The sequence below is a fragment of the Hyphomicrobium sp. genome, assembly GCF_041674905.1.
In the GTDB taxonomy this organism is placed as follows: domain Bacteria; phylum Pseudomonadota; class Alphaproteobacteria; order Rhizobiales; family Hyphomicrobiaceae; genus Hyphomicrobium_B.
Window position 1 is genome coordinate 36,963 of the sequence record NZ_JBAYUV010000011.1, and the last position, 20,059, is coordinate 57,021.

Sequence of the window (20,059 nt, forward strand, 5' to 3'; positions counted from 1 at the left end):
GCGGGCCAACGCGATATGCACGCCTGCTTTTTGCGTTTTCGCGTGCGGTTTTGAGCGCTTGCGGTGCGCGGCGCTTTGGTGTCCCTTAGGCGCCCCAGTCCGGTATCCAGGCCGGTACGCTCCGGAATTATAGCTCTCGCCAATCAGACCTGATCGATGTCCCTTTATCTGCCGATTGCTGAAATGTCGGTATCCGTCCCCGTTTTCCTGTTGCTTGGAGCGGCGGTCGGTTTCCTCTCCGGCCTGTTCGGCGTCGGCGGCGGATTTCTGATGACGCCATTGCTGACGTTTCTCGGCATTCCTCCGGCCGTGGCAGTGGCGACGTGCAACGCGCATGTCGTGGCGTCGTCGGTATCGGGCGCCGTCGTGCACTACCGCCGCAACAATGTCGACGTGAAGATGGCGCTCGTCATGCTGCTGGCGGGATTTGCCGGGACGGCCATTGGCGTCGAGGTCGTCCGGCTGCTGCGCAAGGCTGGGTTGTTCGAGCTGACCGTGTCCCTCACCTATGTGACGTTCCTGGGCGTCGTCGGAACGCTGACATTGATCGAGGGGATCAATTCGTGGCGGCGCGTGCAGACGGCGGGCGTGTCGTCGCGGCGCAAATCGGGTCAGCACAGCTGGGTCGACCGCCTGCCGTTCAAGATGCGCTTTCAGCGCTCGAAGCTTTACATCAGCGTCGTGCCGCCGATGGTTATCGGCATGTTCATCGGCTTCATGTCGGCGATCATGGGGATCGGCGGCGGTTTCATCTATATCCCGGCGATGATCTACATTCTGCGGATGCCGACCAGCGTCGTCGTTGGCACGTCACTGTTTCAGATCGTGTTCGTGGCGGCGTTCGCGACGCTGCTGCACGCCTGGCAGAACCAGACAGTCGATATTGTTCTCGCGGCTATCCTGCTCGCCGGCGGTGTCGTCGGGGCGCAATTCGGCACCGCCGCGGGCGAGAAACTCAGAGGTGATCATATGCAGATCCTTCTCGGTGTCCTCGTTCTCGTCGTCGCGGCGCGGATGGGATATGATCTGGTCGCGATGCCGAATGAGCTCTTTTCGCTCGGGTCGCTGAAGGGGTCGTGATGCGCTTGCGGGCCTGCGTCATTCTTTTCGGATTCATGAGTTTTGCGAGCGCCGGTGTCGCGCGCGATACCCAGGAAAGCGTCGAGGCCGATGCCTCGACCCGGCAGGTCGCGATCACGTCAAGTTTCACGGGAACGGAAATTCTGCTGTTCGGCACCGTCGAAAATAGCGTGCAGCCCAGTCCGGAAGCCGGAACCTACGATATCGTGGCGGTCGTCGAGGGCGTGGATGCTCCGGCCGTCGTGCGCAAGAAGTCGAGGGTTGTCGGGCTTTGGATCAATACGTCGTCCATGCGGTTCATGCCGGTTCCGAGCTATTATGCGATCGTCTCGACGCGACCGGTCGACGAAATCGCCGACCCCAAAATTCTCGACGCAAACGGCATCGGGTTCGATCACATTCGAATGCTTCCTGCGCACTCGGCGTGGAATGCATCGCCCGATCCCGCTGAGCTTGCGAGCTTTCGGAAAGCGCTCGTGCACCTCAAGGAACAGGAGCGGCTTTACGTCAAATCGGAATTTGGGGTTTCCTTCATCGGGCGAAGCTTGTTCCGCGCAACCGTCGCGCTGCCGCCGAATGTGCCGGTTGGACCGCTGACCGCGAGCGTCTACCTGTTCAAGGAGGGCAAGCTGCTCGGGCAATATAAAAGCCGTGTCATGCTTCAGCGTGAAGGCATGGAGCGGTTCATTCACGAGTTCGCTCTGACCAAGTCCTTTTTCTATGGGCTTTTGACGGTCATCATGGCAGCGGGCGCGGGGCTTGCCGCAGCCTTCGCGTTTCCACGGGCGGCGTAGCCGGTCAGTCGTCGCGCAACAGGCGCGGGGCGACGGGATACAATCCTTCGTGCCCGAGCATCCATACGGCAACGCCGTCCAGACCGAACAGCGGCTCGAACGCGAGATCGAGAATGTTGAGCCCGCCGGTGTAAGCTCCGAACGCAGGCATGACGAGCCGCAGTCCGTTTCCGACGAAGCATGGGCGGCGGAGCGACGTACCGTGCATGACGAGCCGGGCGGCAGGATGGAAATGTCCGGCAATTTCGTGCGTCACGGCGCCGGGGCGCGGCTCGTGGCGAAGCGAGATACCTTCGACGACGATTTCCGGCATGACGTAGCCCGCAAGCATGCGATCGATCTTCGGATCGTGATTGCCGGTGATCCAGATCCAGTCGCGATCTTCCTGCAGCATGTGCAGGCTCTCGACGTCGTTTCGGTCCATGCGCGCCGCGCCGTCCGGATCGTGCAGGCTGTCGCCCAGGGCGATGACCGTTTCAGGATTGTAGCGGTCGATCATCGCGGCGAGTTTCATCAAGGTCTCGCGCGTGTCGTAAGGCGGCAGCATCTGGCCGCGCGCCGCGAAGGCCGAACCCTTTTCGAGATGCAGATCCGCGATGATCAGCGCGCGTTCCGACGGCCAGTACAGCGCGCCGGACTTGTGCGCGAGAAACGCCTTGCCGCAGATCGAAACGGGTTGATCCGCGAAGTCGTCAAGTCCGATGCGTTCCGGCTTCAGAATGCCCATTCTCAGATGTCCCCATCGCCTCTTCGGCGAGCGCTTCGGCGGCTTCGCGCAGCAATGCGTCACGAGCGTGGCCAGCGACGGCCTCGCGGCCGATCTCGAGCAGCACCGGAACAGACAGCGGCGACACGCGCGATAAAGATTGATGCCTGATTCGGTTCTTGATGCGGGCAAGAAAGTCGCCGAGACGCCGGATGTCCAGCAATCCCGTCGCCGCGTCGGCCCAGGCTGCTTCGAGCAAAAGATGGCCGGGATCGTGGCGGCGCAGGACGTCATAGATGAGGTCGGTCGACATCGTCACCTGGCGCCCGGATTTGACCTTTCCAGGGTGCCGCCGCTCGATCAGCCCGGCGATGACGGCGGAGAGGCGGAACGTCCGCTTCATCAGGTTGCTTTCGGCGAGCCAGGCGTCGAGGTCGTCGCCGAGCATGTCCTCATCGAAGAGATCAGCAAGCGACAGGCGGCCGTCGGCGATCTGCGCGGAGAGATCGCCGTGCGTCCAAAGGCCGAGCGCGTAGTCGTTGGCGACAAAGCCGAGCGGATGCAGGCCGGCGCGGTCGAGCCGCCGCGTCAGCAGCATGCCGAGGGTCTGATGTGCGAGGCGGCCCTCGAACGGATACGTCACAAGAAAATGCCGGCCGGCGCGCGGAAACGTTTCGATGAGCACTTCGTCGGTTGCGGGAAGCACGGAGCGTTCGCTTTGCAGCGTCAGCCAGTTGCCAACTGCCGGGGGCAAGCTGGGCCAGGCCGCGGGATTGGCGAGCATGGCTCTGACGCGCGCGGCGAGATGCGTCGAGAGAGGGAATTTGTTGCCGCCATAACTCGGCACCATCGGATCTTCGGAGGCCGCGCGCGATACGAAAACCTCGGTATCCCGCATGCCTTCGAAACGAAGGACTTCGCCCGCGAAGACGAAGGTCGCGCCCGGCGGCAACTGTTCCGCGAAATATTCGTCGACCTCGCCGAGCACACGGCCGCCGAAGTTCGTCCGGCTTTTGGCGCGGCGTGCGGAGACGAGACGGACCTTCAGCATCGGTGAGTCGACGATCGTTCCGACGTTCAGGCGATATTGCTGCGCGACGCGCGGATTGGCGACGCGGAGCTTGCCATCGGGCTCGGGTCGCAGTTTCGCAAAGCGCTCGTAGGATTTCAGCGCGTAGCCGCCGGTGGAGACGAATTCGACGGTACGATCGAATTGATGGCGGGTTAGCCCTGCGTAGGGGAGCGCGGAGCGCACCTCGGAAAAAAGCGCATCGGGATCGAACGGCGCCTCGCAGGCCATGCCGAGAATATGCTGCGCGAGGACATCAAGGGTTCCGGAGCGCGAGAGAACGGCGTCCTGCGCCCCTTCCTCGGCGGCCTGCTGCGCCGCCCGGCATTCGAGCACCTCGAAGCGGTTGCCCGGAACGAGAAGGCCGCGTGAGGGCTCGTCCATGCGATGATTGGAGCGGCCGATGCGCTGCAGGAAGCGGCTCGCGCCTTTCGGTGCGCCGAGGTGAATGACGAGATCGACGTCGCCCCAGTCGATGCCGAGATCGAGTGTCGATGTCGCGACGACGGCGCGCAGCTTTCCCGCCGCCATTGCGGCCTCGACCTTGCGGCGCTGGGGCGCTTCGAGGGAACCGTGATGCAGGCCGATCGGCAGGTTGTCGTCGTTGATGCGCCATAGTTCCTGGAACGCGACCTCAGCCTGCAGGCGCGCGTTGACGAAGACGAGCGTCAGCTTGTGGGAGCGGATCGCGTCGTAGACCTCGTGCATCGCGTAGCGCGCGGTATGTCCGGACCATGGGATTTCATCCTCGACCTCGAGGATGCTGATCTCGGGCTTAGCGCCGCCTTCGACGGTGACGAGATCGGAGAGCAGCGTCACGGTGTCGGGATCGGTCTGCGGAACGAGATAGCCGCGAAGCTCGCTCGGCCGCGCGACGGTCGCGGACAGCCCGACGGTCCGCATATTCGGTGCGAGCGTGCGGAGCCTCGCCAGATCCAGTGCCAGAAGATCGCCGCGTTTTGACGGCGCAAGCGCGTGCAATTCGTCGAGGATGACCGTGTCGAGATCGGCGAACAGATGCGATGCGTCAGGGTGGCTGAGGAGTAGCGCGACCTGCTCCGGCGTCGTCAGCATGATCTGCGGAGGTTTGACGCGCTGGCGCTGGCGGCGGGCGATGGACGTGTCGCCGGTCCGCGTTTCGGTGCGGATTTTGAGGCCCATTTCGGCGATGGGCTCGATCAGGTTGCGTTCGACGTCGGTTGCTAACGCTTTCAGCGGCGAGATGTAGAGCGTGAAAAGACCGGCGCCGGATCGCGGGCGTTTTTCGCCGCCGAGCGCAACGAGGCTCGGCAGAAATCCAGCCAGCGTTTTGCCCGCGCCGGTCGGTGCGATCAGCAGAGTGGATTGCCGTTGTCGCGCCGCCTCAAGAAGTGCCAACTGATGCGCACGCGGTTGCCAGCCACGGCGCGAAAACCACGCGGCGATTTCGGCGGGCAACGCTGGCGCTATTGGCGCAGGTGCCTGCCGCTTGCGTCCGGGTTTTTTTGGCTTCGTGAGCATCATGCTCCGAGGTGGAACCGCGAGCCTCGGTTTACAACGGTAAGGCGGCCCATTGTTTGGCTTTTGTGCCGCGCGCGGCGCTGAGGTCCGAATATCCGCGGCGGCGCACCTCGCGCGATAAGTATGATTTGATTTCGCCGATGAGGCCGGGTCCGGCATAGACCAGGCCGGTATAGAGCTGCAGCAATGTGGCACCGGCCTCGATTTTTTCGAGCGCCGTCTCGCCGCTGTCGATGCCGCCGATGCCGATCAGCGGAACTCTGCCGCCGGTCGCTTCGAAGACACGGGCGAGCATGGTGGTCGAGCGGCGGAACAGCGGGCGGCCGGATAGTCCCCCGGATTTCGTTGCGTGGGCGTCCGTCAATCCGGCGCGGGCAAGCGTCGTGTTCGATATGGCAATGCCGTCGACGGCGTGCGCGATCAAGCGGTCGCAAATCGGCTGAATGTCGTCTTGTGCGATGTCGGGTGCGATTTTAACGATGATCGGGCGTCGTGGGGCGCCTTGAGAGACCGTGCGGGCTCGTGCCTCCATGATGCGCGACAACAGTTCGTCGAGTGCTGCCGGAGCTTGCAGATCGCGCAATCCCGGAGTGTTAGGCGATGAAATGTTGACTGTGAAGTAACTTGCGACCGCGGAGAACGTCTCGATGCCTTGCGCGTAATCGCCCGGCCGGTCGGCGCTGTCCTTGTTGGCTCCGATGTTGACGCCGACGATTCCTGCCTTGCCCTTGCGCGCTTCGAGCCGCGTCAGCGCAGCGGCGTGGCCGCCGTTGTTGAAGCCGAGGCTGTTGATCAATGCGTGATCACCGACGAGCCGGAAGATACGCGGCTTTGGATTTCCCGGTTGCGGTCGCGGCGTCACTGTTCCGATCTCGGCGAAGCCGCACCCCATTGCAAGCACGCCGTCAGCGGCGCGCGCATCTTTATCGTAGCCCGCCGCCACACCGACAGGGTTCGGAAATTCAAGACCGAACACCGTTTGCCGTAGCACGGGATCGTCGGCGCCGATCTGTCGCGGATGAAGGCCGCGTTCGAGGGCTTTGATCGTCGCTTCGTGCGCGTCTTCCGGATCGAGGGCGAACAGGGCCGGCCGCGCGAACCGATAAAGCGTGTTCAGCATGCGAACCATTCGTCCTGAATAAGAGGCGTGCCTGCCGGGGCGGTGTCCAACGTGCGCTCCCACAACGCGTTGGCGACTGGGAGGCTGGCGTATAAATGCGGGAAAAGCTCGCCGCCCCGGGACGTTTCCCATTTGAGGTCTGGGGCAAGCTTATCTTCTTCGAATGCTACGAGAACGAGGCCCGTCTTGCCCCTGAAATGTTTTTCTAAGGTTCCGGCCAGTTGTGATTTTGACGAGAGATGAATGAAGCCATCGCGGACATCGTCGGCGGAACCGGCGTAAAATCCGCTCGCGGCGGCTTGCCGCCAATCAATGACTGTTGCGATTTTGTAGACGATCTGTCTCATTCGATAGGCTGTACTTTGACGGGCTGTGTCACCGGCACCATATTTTGTGACGTGGACGGTAGTAGCGATGTTTCCCGATCGTTGGTATCACGATCGGATATCTGCACAACCGGATTTGGCGAATGGGGCGACACGTGAACACGCAGGATCAAGGTCCGGGCCTCGTGCGCGCCATGCGAAAAGGTCGAAGTCTCCGTGTATCCAACGGCATCTCTCAGTATTTCCGAGCTTCTTTCCGGGCCCTATCTTCTCAATATTCCGATTTTTCAACGCCCATATTCATGGGGCCGTGAACAAGCCGAACAACTGCTCGACGATTTGATGGAAGCCGCGGGCCTCGGTTTCGAAGGCGTGCCCAATCGCGACTACTTTCTCGGTGCCGTCGTACTGATGGATGCGCCGGACGTTCAGACGACCAAGCTGTCGCCGAGGATGGCGCAGCGCGAATTCGGCGTCATCGACGGGCAGCAGCGCCTCGTCACGCTGATGACTTTGCTGGCGGTGCTGCGTGATCTTGAAGTCGCTCAGCGAACGTCAATCGTCAAACGGGTCCAGAGCATGCTTCTGGCGCAGCAAGGATCGAGATTTCGCCGCACCGAGCGGTTCCGGCTGCATCTGGCGGGGCGTGAGCGCGCGGTCTTCGAAAACAACATTTTGCGTCCGGGAAATTCGGTTTTGCCGCCGGATGTTCTGCCGATTTCGCATGCGGAAGCGACGCTCATCGACGTCCGGGATCGTTTTCGAGCGGTATTGGCCGAGATGCCGAGATCGGCGCGCAAGGACCTTGCCGATTTTATCGCCGATCGCTGCTATGTAGTCGTCATCGTCGGAACCGACATCGACCGGTCGCACCAGATGTTCGTCGTTCTGAACGAACGCGGCAAGAAGCTGCAACGCGACGACATTCTGAAATCGGACATTCTGAGCCGGATGACGACGGGGGACGTCGGCTGGGCTGCGCGGATGTGGGATGACATGAGCCTCGCGATGGGCGAGGACTTCGAGCCGTTCTTCGGGCATCTCCGGACGATTTTTGGATATGGGCGGTTGCCGATCGTCACCGGCGTGCGGCGCGTGATTCGGGATGCCGGCGGATCGGAAGCATTTTTCAAGGACGTCTTCGTTCCTTACGCCAAGGCCTACGCGCTGGTGCGAAACGACGGCGAAGGCGTGCTTCCCGGCGATATGCAGCGACTGCTCCGGTATTTGAACCGCCTGCCCGACGCCGACTGGGCGCCCGCCGCTATTCTCGCGCTCAAGCAATGGAAGCGCGATCCGGGCCGCGCGGCGTTTCTGCTGGCGGAGATCGAGCGGCTGGCCATGCTGACGCGGATGTTGTGCGCAGGATCGGGCAAGCGCACGCGGCGCTTTGCCGAGCTGATCAAGGTCATTCGTTCAGAAGAGCTGATCGACGAGACGCATCCGGTTTTGCAAATGTCGCGCGATGAAGTCCGCAGCATCGCTTTCCACCTCAGGGACCTTCACAAGCGCAACCCAAAAGTCTGCCGTCTGCTGCTGATGCGCTTGAGTGATGAGATGGGTGATACCGCGACCGTGGTCGATCCCGATCTCTATACGATCGAGCATGTCCTGCCGCAGCGCCCCTCGGCGTCGAGCGCGTGGCGACAGAGCGTTCCGAGCGCGGAAGGGCGCGCGGAGCTCGTCGATTGTCTCGGCAATCTCGTTCTCATTACGCAGCAAGAGAACGACAGAGCGCGCAACGCGTCATGGGCGGAAAAGAAGGACATCTACGGCACGATGTCCGTGGGCAAGGCGCCGCTCCTTGCCGTGACGCGCGATGTGCTTGGCGAGCGCGACTGGCGGCGCCCCGAGATCGAAGCGCGCGAGCAGCGACTGATCGATCTCATAGAAAAGATTTGGCGGATCGACATCAAGTCGCAACGTCCGGCTGCGCGTAATGTCGTGCCGGTTGAAGACCAGAAGAAGCCGATGCCGCCCGCCGCTTGATTTGGGCGAGGCGTTCAAGCGGTTGCGAGAGAGCCGCTCAACGCTTTGGCAATAAGGGTGCGCGTTTCCGGTATTCCATACAATGCGACGAACGTTCCGAGCCGTGGCCCGCGCTCCTGTCCCAGCAGGATTTCGTAGATGGCCTGGAACCAGTCGAGCTTGACGCCGGGACCGCCGCTTGGGCTGAGCTTCGCCGGGTCTTGATAGCGGGGGATGGCACGGCCGACATCGAGCAGCGCATTCTGTATTTTGTCGCCGTCGGAGTCCGCCGGGAGCGCCGCAAGCGTGGCGTCGAGGCTTTGCAGGGCAGCGGTTTCGACGTCGTCGGGCGCGCGGAATTTCTTTGTCGGTTTGACGAAGTCCTCGTAGTAGCGGATCGCATATCCCGCGAGCCGATCGAGGATCGGATTGTTCTCAGGCGTTGCGCCCGGCGCATAGCGCGCAAGAAAGCCCCAGAGCACGTCCTTGCTGTGGGCGTGTGAGACCGACACGAGGTTCAAGAGCAGGCCGAAGGTGATCGGCAGCTCGGGTTTTGGCGGTTGGCCCGCGTGGATGTGCCAGACGGGATTGTCGAGCTGCTGCTTGCCGTCCTGCTTCGGATAGGCCGAGAGGAACTGCAGGTATTCGTCGACGGCGCGCGGGATGACGTCGAAATAGAGCTTCTTGGCGCTTCTCGGTTTCTGGAACATGAACAGCGCCAGGCTTTCGGGCGAGGCGTAGGTCAGCCACTGGTCGATGGTGATGCCGTTGCCCTTGGACTTCGAGATCTTCTCGCCGTTGTCGTCGAGGAAGAGTTCGTACACGTAATGCTGGGGTGCGACGCCGCCCAAGATTTCGCAAATCCGATCGTAGATCGGTGCGTTTGTCTGGTGATCCTTGCCGAACATTTCGAAGTCGACGCCGAGTGCGGCCCACCGCATGCCGAAATCGGGTTTCCATTGCAGCTTCACGTGGCCGCCCGTGACGGGGAGTGTCACGTCACGGCCGTCCTCGTCGGCGAAGGTGATCGTGCCGGCCTTGGCGTCGACTTCCTTCATCGGCACGTACAGCACGCGGCCGCTAATCGGCGAGATGGGGAGAAACGGGCTATAGCTCACCTGCCGTTCGGCGCCGAGGGTCGGCAGCATCACGGCCATGATGTCGTCGTAGCGCTCGACAGCACGGAGGAGAATTTCGTCGAAGCGGCCGGCCTTATAGTATTCGGTGGCGCTCGCGAATTCGTAGTCGAAGCCGAAGGTGTCGAGGAAGCGGCGGAGCATCGCGTTGTTGTGGTCGCCGAAGCTCGGATACTTGCCGCCGAAGGGATCGGGCACCTTGGTCAGCGGCATCTGGATATAGGGCTCGAGCGCCTTCTTGTCCGGTACGGTGTCCGGAATCTTGCGCATGCCGTCCATGTCGTCGGAAAAGCACAGCAGCCGCGTCTTGCGCTTGCCATCGGTCAGAAGCTCGAATGCGTGACGGACCATCGTCGTGCGGGCGACCTCGCCGAAGGTGCCGATATGCGGCAGGCCCGAGGGGCCGTATCCGGTTTCGAACAGGACCGTCTTTTCAGCGCCGCCTGGAAGCCGTTCCAACCGCTTGATCAAGCGCCGGGCTTCTTCGAACGGCCAAGCCTTCGAGGCTTCGCTGGCGGCGGCTTGTGCGTCGGTGAAGGCAAGGGAGGTCATTTGCGGCGGCTATCTTTGTTTTGTGAGATGGCGTGAGGGAGGCGAGCCGTATCCGGGCGGCGAAATGTGAGCGTGTCCGGCCGGATATCGTAGATGGCAGGCACCGTAGGTTGCACGGGAGATCGCGTCAACGCGGCTGCGGGAGGCTCGAGACAAATGCCGCAACAGCATCCGCCGCTTGAGCAAGATTGCCTTTGCGCGTGAAGCCCGAACGCCCGCGCGGGCCGAAATCGTGGTCGCCATCGTTCATCCAGACCAGCTTGATGTTTTTTGATAGCGGCAAAGCCTCGACTTCGGCGCGGCTTCCAAACGGGTCGCGTTCGCCCTGGATGATCAGCGTTGGACATTCGAGCGTTTCGAGATGGGCCGTGCGCAGCTTTTCCGGCAGGTGCGGTGGATGGAAGGGATATCCGAGGCAGACGAGGCCGGAGATTTCTCCGGCAGCATAAAGTTCGTCGGCGATCAGGCTCGCGACCCTTCCGCCCAAGGATTTGCCGCCGATGACTGGTTTCGACGGCTTCTTCCGGTTTTTCGTCAGAGAGCGAACAGCGTCGCGATATTCCGCCGTCAGTGCTTCGGCTTTGGGCGGCGGGCGCTTCGAACGGCCGGTGCGCCGGGCAGCCATGTAGGCAAACTCAAAGCCCGTCGTCGCGATGTTGCGCGCCGCCAGCAAGTCCATGATGCTCGCGAAAAAAGGAGACTCGATGCTTGCTCCCGCGCCGTGCGCGAGGATGAGGCGATCGCGGGCGTCGGCGGGGCCGGTTTCAAGCGAGAATGTCAGATCGAGTCCTTTCGTTTATGCTGCCACGCTTCATAGCGAGGGAACTTCGGAAATTGAACACCGTTGTCCATTGCACGGCGAAGTTTTCTCTTAGCGAGTCAAATCATCGGAGTGGCTTTTCAACCTGCCAGACCGGCTTTTGGGTCACGCGCGACCGGCTTCGCGGCGTTTGAGGATCGCGGGTCGGATTTTTGCCCGACTATGGAGTATAAGGGGACTCGTCTTTCGCAAAAGCGGGATCGAGCATGAGGGCCGTGAGGCTATTCGCGCTGTTTTTTGCGCTAGGCTTGGCTGGGATATTCCTGGTCGGGGCCGATGGCCTGTCGCCGGTTACCGCCAGTTTTGCCGGGCCGTTGCAGCCGGACCCGCAGGCGCGGGCCAACGGCGGGCAGCCTGCTGCGCCGAAATCGAGCCCTGATCCGAAATCGGTGCCCGCGAGCGGCGACCACAATCTCCCCGCGTTCGCTCCCGGCAACGGTCTGCTGACGCAGTCGGCCGACGGCTCGTCTGATGCAGAGGGGGGTGGCGGCACGGAGCCTGACAGCAACAACTCTGCTTCCCAGGATGCAGGCAAGGATGCCGCTCCTGCGCAGGGCAATTCGACAGCAAGATCGATCACGCTCACGACGGAGCCGATCGCCGGGACAAGCACGTCGATCACGGCAAGTCTGAAAGCGGGCGGTGGCGCGCCGAAGTGGCCGGAATTCGTTGGCGCGAAACAGCTATTCGGTGTCGTCAAAAAGCCGGCGCCGCTGGCTGCGCGGGCGATCGGCTATTATTCTCGCGGCTGCCTCTCGGGTGCCGAGGCTCTGCCGATCGATGGGCCAACGTGGCAAGAGATGCGGCTGTCACGCAATCGAAACTGGGGGCATCCGCAGCTCATCTCGCTGATCAAGAGATTTGCCGGCGAGGCGCAGGACCAGGATGGCTGGCCGGGGCTTCTCGTTGGTGATATCGCGCAGCCGCGCGGCGGTCCGATGATCACGGGGCATGCGAGCCATCAGGTTGGTCTCGATGCCGATATTTGGCTGACGCCGATGCCGAAGCGGCGGCTGACGCGGAAGGAGCGCGAGACGCTGAACGCGACGTCGATGCTCGACGATACTGGTGTCGCGGTTGATCCGAAAGTCTTCACGGACAAGCAAGTCTCGCTGATCAAGCGCGCCGCGTCGTATCCGGAAGTCGAACGCATCTTCGTGCATCCGGCGATCAAGAAGGCGCTGTGCACCGCCGCCGGTACGGATCGGCAATGGCTCGGCAAGGTGCGGCCGTTCTACGGGCACTATTACCATTTCCATATGCGCATCAAATGTCCGGCCGACTTTGCCGGGTGCAAACCACAGCCTCCGCCGACGGGCGATGACGGGTGCGGTAAAGAAGTCGATCAGTGGCTGGCGAAAGTCATACCGGCGAAGCCGTCGACGTCACCGCCGGTCCCAAAGCCGCCAGCCAGCGTCAGCGTGCGGCCACCAGCGCCTCCGATCATGCTGGCGGACCTGCCACCCGAATGTCGTGCCTTGCTGGCTGCTAACCCAGACCCGGTGCCGGTTCCCAAGGAAGCGCTGATGACGAAGGTCACGGTTCACCAGGTGCTGGCGAAAGCGGCTGCGGCGCGCGCGGCGTTCGCAAGGTCGGCCGGTCTCGCCATCGTTCCGGCATCGGCGGCCGCGGCGCATCCGGCGCTCCGTCCCCATGTCAAAAAGACGACCACCGCCGAGACGAAGTGATCATCCCGGCGGCGGGTTCGTCGTCAGTGATTTCGTAAAGTTTAAGCGTGCGGTGACGGGCACGCGACGCCAGTTCCGGCCAGGCCGCAATATCCATGCGGGACCTTCGCCAGATATTGCTGGTGATAGTCCTCAGCGAGATATATCGGACCAGCACTTTTGATTTCGGTCGTGATCGGGCCATAGCCTTTCGCGGCGATGGCTTTGGCATAGGTCTGCTCGGCCGCGCGGGCCGCTTCGAGCTGCGCGGGAGTCGTCGTGTAGATCGCCGAGCGGTACTGCGTGCCGACATCGTTGCCCTGGCGAAAGCCCTGTGTCGGGTCATGGGCTTCCCAGAACGTCTTCAGCAGGTGCTCGTAGGGCAGCACCTTGGGGTCGTACACGACGACGACAACCTCGGTGTGGCCGCTGTGTCCGGAGCAGACCTCCTCGTAGGTCGGGTTCTCGGTGTATCCCCCGGCGTAACCGACGGCGGTGATCCAGATGCCGTCGCCGAGCTGCCAGAACAGACGCTCCGCGCCCCAGAAGCAGCCGAGACCGAAGATCGCGGTCTCGAAGCCATCAGGATAGGGGCCGTGCAGCGGTCGTGAAAATAGATAATGCTCGGCGGATGCGGGCAGGATCGGCGTCGACCGGCCGCGCAGGGCGGTTTCCGGCGTCGGCATAGCGGCGCGACTTTTGGCGAACATGGATTTGCTCCTTATTCTTTTTTGGGGTGTTGCGGCTAGTATACGTCGTCAGGAGCGGGAACGTTGCGGCGCTGGGACAATTCTGCCGCCGGCCCGATGCGGCACAGCGAGACGTGCCGATCCTATCAGTAGTCGTTGACGAATATGCGGACGCGACGCCTCGGCCGCCCGAGGAATCCGGCCCCGATGGCAAATGCCAGGAAAAGCAGCCAGGCCGGCAGGGACAGAATTGACGTAAGGAGAGGGTCCCAGACGAACGCGCCGGTCGCGTTCTCGATCGATCGCTGGAGCGCGGCGACGAACGTCGGGGCAAGCGTCTGCATATGCTGCAGCAACGACATAGCGCCCGGACCTTGGCCGTCGATGGCCGGGCGAGAAATGTCGGAGGCAAATGAGATCAGGGCAAAAAGCGCGAACAGAGCTGCCAGAAAGCGCATCAGCATGCGGGGCCGCGTGTCAGGGCTCACGATGGCGATGATCAAGGCCGCGAAGAAGGCCATCTCCGCGATGCGGAACAGCCAGTGATTCGGCGGCTCGCCCGTCGAGTGCCATAGCCAAGCGGCAGCAGCAACACAGGAAATGGATAAAACGGCGAGCGTTTTGAGAAGCTGCGAACTGGTCATGGAGCCCGTTTGCTTGGTTACCCGCGCTTTTTTGCGGCTGGGCGGGAGCGCGGTCAAGAGACACAGGCCAGAGAGCACGAATACCGGTCCGTTGCACGTTGCGCTCGGAGCCTCGATGCGTATAGTGCGCGCCGCCTCGCAATTGCGACGCGGAGAGATGGCCGAGTGGTTGAAGGCGCACGCCTGGAACGCGTGTAGGCTCGTAAGGGTCTCGTGGGTTCGAATCCCACTCTCTCCGCCAAGACCGTCGGGGGAGGTAGCATTTCGCTCCAGTCAGTATGCGCCAGGCGGCGCCTGCGAAGACATTTTTTCTCTTCTTTAAAGCAACTTGCCCAGCATCTGCGGCCGTCATAAACTCGGATTTACCGCCTGCCCGTGCCTGCCGATGACAGGCAATGAATAGATTTTAGGGTGATTATGAGGGTGGCTGATCGGAGGGCACATGCCGCTCGACGGCGAAAGCAAGCACCGACTGCGAACAGCGAATCGGCTGACCGCACTCAAGGTCGCAAAGCTGAAGATCCCCGGACTTTATGAGGACGGCGCCGGCCTTCGACTGGTCCTGACAGCGGTTGGCACGAAGCGCTGGGTGCTGCGCGTGACGATCAACGGTCGGCGTGTGGAGCGAGGTCTCGGCGTCTGGCCAGATGTCAGTTTGAATGACGCTCGCAAAAAGGCCGTGCCCATGCGGCTGGCCGCGAAGGACGGAATCGACATCCGGAAGGAACAGCGGCGGATCTCGAGAGCCAGGGGCATAACCTTCACGCAAGCATTTGAGGATTTTTTCGCGGTTCGAAAGCAGCATCTCTCCAACGGCAAGCACGTCCAGCAATGGCAGAACACCATGCGCGACTACGTGTTACCGAGCATCGGAAAGCGACCGGTCGCCGAGATTACCGCTGGTGAAGTGATCGATATCATGAAGCCAATTTGGTTTAGCAAGCCCGAGACCGCCGGGCGTGTTTTACAGCGTCTGAAGGCGACGTTTGATAGCGCCATCCTGCGTGGTACGCGAGAAAAGGCGAACCCGTGCATCGGAGTGGCTCAAGAACTCGGGTGCCTTCGTCGAACCGTTCAACATCACCCCGCGTTGCCTTGGCAGGAGGTCCCCACATTCCTTCAGGCTCTGCGAAAAAGCTCTTCATCGCCGACCACAAGGCTACTTTTCGAGTTCCTTATCCTTACCGTCACGCGATCTGGAGAAGCGCGCGGCGCGCTTTGGCAAGAAATAGACTTCGGGCAAAAAACGTGGAGCATACCAGGATTCAGTGCCGAGACTGGTCGACGAATGAAGAATCGGAAGACTCACACCGTGCCGCTGTCTGAACAGGCTCTACGTGTGCTCGAAGAGATGAACCAACTCAGTCCACAATCTCAACTGATTTTCGCCGGCGCGAATGGAGAGCCGCTATCAGACAATACACTTTCGAAGCTGATGCGGCTTGGTGCGGTTGCCGGAACGCCGCACGGATTTAGGTCAGCTTTTAAGGATTGGGCCGCAGAACACGGCACTCGAGATGAGGTCTCAGAAGCTGCGCTCGCTCACTCCGACCGCAATGAAATCCGCGCCGCCTATTTGAGAACGCGGTTTCTAGATGAACGCCGGGCTTTGATGGACGACTGGGCCCGCTTCGTCGTTGGGGCTGAATAATTATTTAGGTGCTTTTACACAAACCGGAGATCGAAGGCTCCGCATTGGAAGGTGCGACTGATTATGATTTCCGATTGCTCATGGTTTGATAGTGGCCGACTACTTTTTGGACAGCTTCATATCGACAAGATGGCGGAGACAGAGAGGCATCGAGCTATGCTGCGGCTGATGCACCCTCAGCAGCCAGGGGCGCACCGAAGCTAGCATCCGGAACTGTACGCATCATCATACAGTAATGCCCCATGTGCTTGGTCTTTTCGAAGATCTGCTTGAAGACCGTGAGGTAACGTTCCACAACGCTGCCGTCAGCAGAAATGTATAGATCGTCGTGGACAGCATGCGAGCCATCATTCACCCACGAAAAGAGTGATGCGCAGATCTGCTTGTCGCGGCCTTCGAACATGGCGACGATCTCGTCGCGATCCATATTGCCCAGAAGCTTGAAATAACTCTCGAGAATGCGGCGGAGCGTGTTCTGAATGGTGATGTTAGTGCGGTCCGCATCACGCACCTGCGACCATAACAGCTCATAAGACGTTTTGATCGGGTTGTGATCGTAGTGCGCGAGGAGAGACACGTTTTCCTGCTTGCGCACGATCCAGAAAGTCTCATGGAGTCGGCACCCGTGCTGGCGCTTTGCGTCGTAAGTCACTTCCTTATGGAAGTAGATGTTGTGCGTCAGGACGAAGACCTGCTTCACTAGGCTATTACCGGCGCAGGCATCCTCGAGCACCCGCTTAATAAGCGTACTCACGATGAAGAGGACGTCGCTGTCGAGGCTGGAGACGGGATCGTCGAAAACAATGACCCGGTCGGCCGACATGCCGCTCGAAGACACGCTGCCTCGGATCAAGTGGTAAAAGTAGAGGAAAGTGATAAAACTTTTTTCCCCCTCGCTTAAGGTCTTTAGCGCGTCGCTGCCGTCATGGCGCACGAGTTTGTAGAGGCTACCCAGGTCGCCTGCCGTGGCGAGCCTGAAGCTTGTGAACCCGAACGACGCAAGGATGGCATTGATCTCTGTGACCGTGGGTTCGACGCTTGTAATGGAACGTTCAAGCGCCGCTATTTCTCTTGTGACCGAGGCTAACTGTGCCTTCTTGACTTCTATGGCAGTATTTATGCTGCTGACATTCCGGTCGAGCACGGCCTTGTCTTCGAGATATCGCTCGATATCTGCTTTATTTTCGTCCAGGACGTAGCGCCAAGCCTCTGCGATGAGCCGCTTGCGTTCAGCCGCGATGTTGTCGACCAGTTCATTGTGCCCGGTGATCTGAACGTTAGCAGCTTTCAGCTGTTCGACGATCTCTGCAGCCACGTCTGCTAGGCTCGCAAGCGCGACGATGGCGCTCGGCTCCGACTTCTTACGGGCGATCAACTGCATGTTCAGCTGGATCCGTTGCGCGAGCCGGTCGATCTTGGACTCCAGGTTCATAACAGAAAGGTGGCTGCCCTCCGTCGCCGCGACCTCGCCGAGCCGTTTCAGGAGAGACGCTGAATAAGAGTCGTACGCCGACTGAAGACGTTCAATGGCCGTCAGGTCCCGTGCAAAGCTTTCGTCGAAATAGTCGTTGAGGTCGCGCGCAAGATTGTTCTGCAGCTGTTGCTGGCAAAAGGGGCACGTACCGCCGCTCTGATCGAGGTAGGTACGGCCCTGCTTAACCCAGTCGCTATTGCCCAGACGTTCGATAAGGGCGGACACGTTGACGTCTTCCTTGCCGACCACCCGCTTGCCGAGGATTCGAGCTTCCTCAAGCTGAATAAGTTCACTGAAGCTCGGTACATCGATCCGGCTGAAATGGATGAGGCCTTTTTGGAATACGGACTTCGCCCGGGTCTTGAGGTCGTCTAGACCATAGGCCGCTGACGTGTTGTACTCTTGCTCAAGCAGAACCCGGTCGCAAAACCTTGCTTTTGAGTTGCGCAGGCCCTCGAAAGCTTCTTGAAAATGAGCCTCATGCCGACCCTTGATAGACCAGCACATCTCCTCGAATGCACGACGTAGCTTCTTCAAATCGCCTAGCACGCCGCCATCGCCGTTAGCACCGGTGAGTTTGTTCTGAAGATTGGCCAGGCCCTCCTGGAGCTTATGCTGAGTGTCCTTTGCCTTGTCGATATTCTCAAGTGTTTCGGCGGACTCCTCACCGAGCGTAAAGATACCCTTCACGGTCGACTTAAAGTTGTTATCGACGAAGTCGGAATTATAGACGAGCCGCTCCAGTTCGCGGCCGTTTGCCCAACTCAGTTCGCAAGTGGGGTTTGCGGCGGGATCGGCGATCACGCGCGATATCGTGGTCTTGCCGGAGCCGTTGGTGCCAAAGATGAAGTTGATCTGCTTGCACGGATCAAGGTGCTGCCCATCGGATGCGTACGTCGCCTGACCAGCAATCTTTATGGCCCGAAGCATCGTCCCACTCCCTCTGTGCGCAACAAATGCGCCTTTTCAGAATTGTGTCCCGGGTCAAAGATCGCAGCAACCGATCAGTACCACATACAAACAGGCAGTTTCGGGCGGCCCTCGATCTTTCGAAAAACGATAGCAAATCGCACGCCGCTCGTACCGGTCCGTGACCGGTAATCCCATGGATTCGGGTTAGTTGAGGACGCGATAGTGCGGCGACACATCCGCATGCAGGCGACCTGACGACGCTAACGAGAACTCGGACGCGGCTCCAACGAGCGCAGACGTGGAGGCGAACCGCCTTGCGCCGCCTCTTGCGTAGGTTGATAACCGCTAGGCACCGGACACCGGAAAACAAAGCACCACTGCGCCCCTGAGTGGCGCTTAGCGCGGCAGCGCCAGCTAGCCGACTACTCTTCGAATTTTTGATTTTGACTGCGTCGCTTCCGCCCAAGCACGCAGCGCTCTTTGGCAAGAAATTGATGTCGAAATGGGTTGTGGACGATCCCAGGGTTTGATGCTGCCACAAGTTGGTGAACGAAGCAGGGTAAGCAGCATGTCGTGCCGCCCTTGCGGCAGGCGGTGAGTGTGTTGAAAGACAAGCGCCTCCTGCATGAGGGGGCGGTCGTACTTCCAACTGCGCGCAGAAAACCTGTCTCCCACAACACGCTCTCAAAGTTCATGCGAGATAACGACCTGTTCGGAAGTCCGCACGTGTTCAAGTCATTCAAGGGCTGGGCAGCTGAACAGGGCGTGCGCGACGAAGTTGCTAAAGCTGCGTTGGCTCACGCGAACTGCGATAAAGTTCGTGCTGCTTATCGCAGGACTAGATTTCTTGATGAGCGGCGCGTCGTGATGCAGCAGGGGGCGATTTTATCGACGGTGGTTTCTCCTACAGTTTTTTCGTGACCTCCGTCGCCGGCTTTCCATAGCGTCGTTTAGCTGTTGGCTCGCCTCGATGCATTGCGCCTGGTTGTAATAGGTCTGAGACGTCTTGAAGCCGTTCCCAAGTACGTGAGATCCGACGGCCACATGCTCAGGAGAATGGACAGCGACCGAAGTCGCGGCACAATCTCGGAAGAGATGCGGATTGACGCTTCGACCGAAAGCGGCCTTCGTACGCCCGGTGACGGCGTAATAGATGCCGTTGTCAGTGAGGGGCTGAGAACGATCCGAAATCCAAAGGGCCTCGCCATCGTAATCTCCACAGAGCATGGGCCGATAGACCGCTAGGTATCTCTCTAAACGCTGGTCGAGAATCTGGGGCCACGAGTTTAGCCAATGCTTATGGTTTTTTGTCTCGGACGACTGAAACTCGAGCGACCAACCTGCATCGCTCACGTGCAGATGACGGCGGACGTCAATTGCCGTAAGATTTTTCAAGCGCGGTGTTCGACACGCGAGCAGTCCGATCATAAGGCCGTCGCGAAAGCGGATCGCATCGTGCCTGTTTTTTCGTTTTTGCAACTCCGATTCATCCATCAAGTCCAAGCCGAGCTGCAGCAGAACCGCAGGGTTCTGCATGCGTGCACGCTTCTTTAGAGGATCGCCTTTCTTCGGGTAGGTCGCGATTACTTTGTTCAGATAGGTCACGTCGTGACCGGGAGCGACAACGCTCAATCCGCGCTCAAGCCCACTTAGCAGTATACCAACAGTGACCTCTCCTACAGATTCAGAGAGATAGGTCCGGTAGGCATCGATACGCTCGGGCGTCGTACGCTCTCCGGGAGTTTCTCCCGCGATGAGTTGGCCGGTAAGATCAAGCCAATGAAGGAATGTGCCTAGGCCCCGATTTTTGCTGTGCTTGGTAGCTGGCCTCCACCGCGCGGCATGCCCCGTTGCTTGCAGGCGGCTAGCTGCAGAGAGGCCACGGGACCATAGCGTACGCTCGGGCTCAGGCCACTGGTTGATATCCTTGAAGCGACCACGTCCTGGCATG

Annotated in this window: 16 protein-coding genes and 1 tRNA gene; 7 read left to right on the top strand and 10 right to left on the bottom strand. The window is 60.5% G+C overall.

What is annotated here, in order from left to right; all coding sequences use genetic code 11:
• Positions 1 to 156: 156 nt before the first annotated feature.
• Positions 157 to 1,080 (top strand): sulfite exporter TauE/SafE family protein, encoded by a 924-nt coding sequence (locus WC026_RS06710; RefSeq protein ID WP_372710061.1) that lies wholly within the window; start codon positions 157 to 159, stop codon positions 1,078 to 1,080.
• Positions 1,080 to 1,874 (top strand): TIGR02186 family protein, encoded by a 795-nt coding sequence (locus tag WC026_RS06715; RefSeq protein ID WP_372710062.1) that lies wholly within the window; start codon positions 1,080 to 1,082, stop codon positions 1,872 to 1,874. The genes WC026_RS06710 and WC026_RS06715 overlap by 1 nt, the downstream gene beginning before the upstream one ends.
• Before the next feature lie 4 nt (positions 1,875 to 1,878).
• On the opposite strand, the gene pdeM is transcribed toward WC026_RS06715, so the two are convergent.
• From pdeM to WC026_RS06735, 4 genes are read right to left on the bottom strand one after another with little or no spacing between them, the layout of a single operon-like run.
• Positions 1,879 to 2,601, bottom strand: coding sequence for a ligase-associated DNA damage response endonuclease PdeM (gene pdeM, locus WC026_RS06720; RefSeq protein WP_372710063.1), 723 nt, complete (start codon positions 2,599 to 2,601; stop codon positions 1,879 to 1,881).
• Positions 2,567 to 5,149 (bottom strand): ligase-associated DNA damage response DEXH box helicase, encoded by a 2,583-nt coding sequence (locus WC026_RS06725; RefSeq protein WP_372710112.1) that lies wholly within the window; start codon positions 5,147 to 5,149, stop codon positions 2,567 to 2,569. The genes pdeM and WC026_RS06725 overlap by 35 nt, the downstream gene beginning before the upstream one ends.
• Before the next feature lie 31 nt (positions 5,150 to 5,180).
• A complete protein-coding gene (locus tag WC026_RS06730; RefSeq protein WP_372710064.1) occupies positions 5,181 to 6,269 on the bottom strand; it encodes a quinone-dependent dihydroorotate dehydrogenase in 1,089 nt (362 codons plus the stop codon).
• Entirely contained in the window at positions 6,263 to 6,616 is a 354-nt protein-coding gene (locus tag WC026_RS06735; protein ID WP_372710065.1) for a DUF952 domain-containing protein, read from the bottom strand. The genes WC026_RS06730 and WC026_RS06735 overlap by 7 nt, the downstream gene beginning before the upstream one ends.
• 195 nt (positions 6,617 to 6,811) lie before the next feature.
• Between WC026_RS06735 and WC026_RS06740 the strand changes: the two genes are divergently transcribed.
• Entirely contained in the window at positions 6,812 to 8,584 is a 1,773-nt protein-coding gene (locus WC026_RS06740; protein ID WP_372710066.1) for a DUF262 domain-containing protein, read from the top strand.
• A 14-nt stretch (positions 8,585 to 8,598) separates the two neighbouring features.
• Here the strand turns inward: WC026_RS06740 and WC026_RS06745 are convergent, their stop codons facing one another.
• Both WC026_RS06745 and WC026_RS06750 read right to left on the bottom strand, forming a co-directional pair.
• On the bottom strand, positions 8,599 to 10,251 hold the full coding sequence (locus tag WC026_RS06745; RefSeq protein ID WP_372710067.1) for a lysine--tRNA ligase: 1,653 nt from the start codon (positions 10,249 to 10,251) through the stop codon (positions 8,599 to 8,601).
• A gap of 127 nt (positions 10,252 to 10,378) precedes the next feature.
• A complete protein-coding gene (locus WC026_RS06750; protein WP_372710113.1) occupies positions 10,379 to 11,032 on the bottom strand; it encodes an alpha/beta family hydrolase in 654 nt (217 codons plus the stop codon).
• A gap of 614 nt (positions 11,033 to 11,646) precedes the next feature.
• Between WC026_RS06750 and mepA the strand changes: the two genes are divergently transcribed.
• A complete protein-coding gene (gene mepA / locus WC026_RS06755; RefSeq protein ID WP_372710114.1) occupies positions 11,647 to 12,759 on the top strand; it encodes a penicillin-insensitive murein endopeptidase in 1,113 nt (370 codons plus the stop codon).
• Positions 12,760 to 12,800: 41 nt separating this feature from the next.
• Here the strand turns inward: mepA and msrA are convergent, their stop codons facing one another.
• Positions 12,801 to 13,448 carry a peptide-methionine (S)-S-oxide reductase MsrA gene (gene msrA / locus WC026_RS06760; protein ID WP_372710068.1) on the bottom strand — a complete coding sequence of 216 codons (648 nt, stop codon included), beginning with the start codon at positions 13,446 to 13,448 and terminating at the stop codon, positions 12,801 to 12,803.
• A gap of 125 nt (positions 13,449 to 13,573) precedes the next feature.
• Entirely contained in the window at positions 13,574 to 14,071 is a 498-nt protein-coding gene (locus WC026_RS06765) for a hypothetical protein (protein ID WP_372710069.1), read from the bottom strand.
• Positions 14,072 to 14,222: 151 nt separating this feature from the next.
• Here WC026_RS06765 and WC026_RS06770 point away from each other — a divergent pair.
• Both WC026_RS06770 and WC026_RS06775 read left to right on the top strand, forming a co-directional pair.
• Positions 14,223 to 14,312, top strand: a tRNA-Ser gene (locus WC026_RS06770).
• 201 nt (positions 14,313 to 14,513) lie between these two features.
• Positions 14,514 to 15,722: a tyrosine-type recombinase/integrase gene (locus WC026_RS06775; RefSeq protein WP_372710070.1), complete on the top strand. Its 1,209-nt coding sequence runs from the start codon at positions 14,514 to 14,516 to the stop codon at positions 15,720 to 15,722.
• 154 nt (positions 15,723 to 15,876) lie between these two features.
• Here WC026_RS06775 and WC026_RS06780 read toward each other — a convergent pair whose 3' ends face one another.
• Positions 15,877 to 18,126 (bottom strand): AAA family ATPase, encoded by a 2,250-nt coding sequence (locus WC026_RS06780; RefSeq protein WP_372710071.1) that lies wholly within the window; start codon positions 18,124 to 18,126, stop codon positions 15,877 to 15,879.
• A gap of 582 nt (positions 18,127 to 18,708) precedes the next feature.
• Between WC026_RS06780 and WC026_RS06785 the strand changes: the two genes are divergently transcribed.
• Positions 18,709 to 19,029, top strand: a complete 321-nt coding sequence (locus tag WC026_RS06785; RefSeq protein ID WP_372710072.1) for a hypothetical protein — start codon at positions 18,709 to 18,711, stop codon at positions 19,027 to 19,029.
• Here WC026_RS06785 and WC026_RS06790 read toward each other — a convergent pair.
• Positions 18,994 to 20,058 (bottom strand): hypothetical protein, encoded by a 1,065-nt coding sequence (locus WC026_RS06790; protein WP_372710073.1) that lies wholly within the window; start codon positions 20,056 to 20,058, stop codon positions 18,994 to 18,996. The two genes, WC026_RS06785 and WC026_RS06790, sit on opposite strands and share 36 nt — an antisense overlap.
• Position 20,059: the final 1 nt, after the last annotated feature.

Bases quoted from the DNA above. Each gene is read 5' to 3' on its own strand.
- WC026_RS06710 (WP_372710061.1), top strand. From the start codon at position 157: ATGTCCCTTTATCTGCCGATTGCTGAAATGTCGGTATCCGTCCCCGTT.
- WC026_RS06715 (WP_372710062.1), top strand. From the start codon at position 1,080: ATGCGCTTGCGGGCCTGCGTCATTCTTTTCGGATTCATGAGTTTTGCG.
- pdeM (WP_372710063.1), bottom strand. From the start codon at position 2,601: ATGGGCATTCTGAAGCCGGAACGCATCGGACTTGACGACTTCGCGGAT.
- WC026_RS06725 (WP_372710112.1), bottom strand. From the start codon at position 5,149: ATGCTCACGAAGCCAAAAAAACCCGGACGCAAGCGGCAGGCACCTGCG.
- WC026_RS06730 (WP_372710064.1), bottom strand. From the start codon at position 6,269: ATGCTGAACACGCTTTATCGGTTCGCGCGGCCGGCCCTGTTCGCCCTC.
- WC026_RS06735 (WP_372710065.1), bottom strand. From the start codon at position 6,616: ATGAGACAGATCGTCTACAAAATCGCAACAGTCATTGATTGGCGGCAA.
- WC026_RS06745 (WP_372710067.1), bottom strand. From the start codon at position 10,251: ATGACCTCCCTTGCCTTCACCGACGCACAAGCCGCCGCCAGCGAAGCC.
- msrA (WP_372710068.1), bottom strand. From the start codon at position 13,448: ATGTTCGCCAAAAGTCGCGCCGCTATGCCGACGCCGGAAACCGCCCTG.
- WC026_RS06765 (WP_372710069.1), bottom strand. From the start codon at position 14,071: ATGACCAGTTCGCAGCTTCTCAAAACGCTCGCCGTTTTATCCATTTCC.
- WC026_RS06775 (WP_372710070.1), top strand. From the start codon at position 14,514: ATGCCGCTCGACGGCGAAAGCAAGCACCGACTGCGAACAGCGAATCGG.
- WC026_RS06780 (WP_372710071.1), bottom strand. From the start codon at position 18,126: ATGCTTCGGGCCATAAAGATTGCTGGTCAGGCGACGTACGCATCCGAT.
- WC026_RS06790 (WP_372710073.1), bottom strand. From the start codon at position 20,058: ATGCCAGGACGTGGTCGCTTCAAGGATATCAACCAGTGGCCTGAGCCC.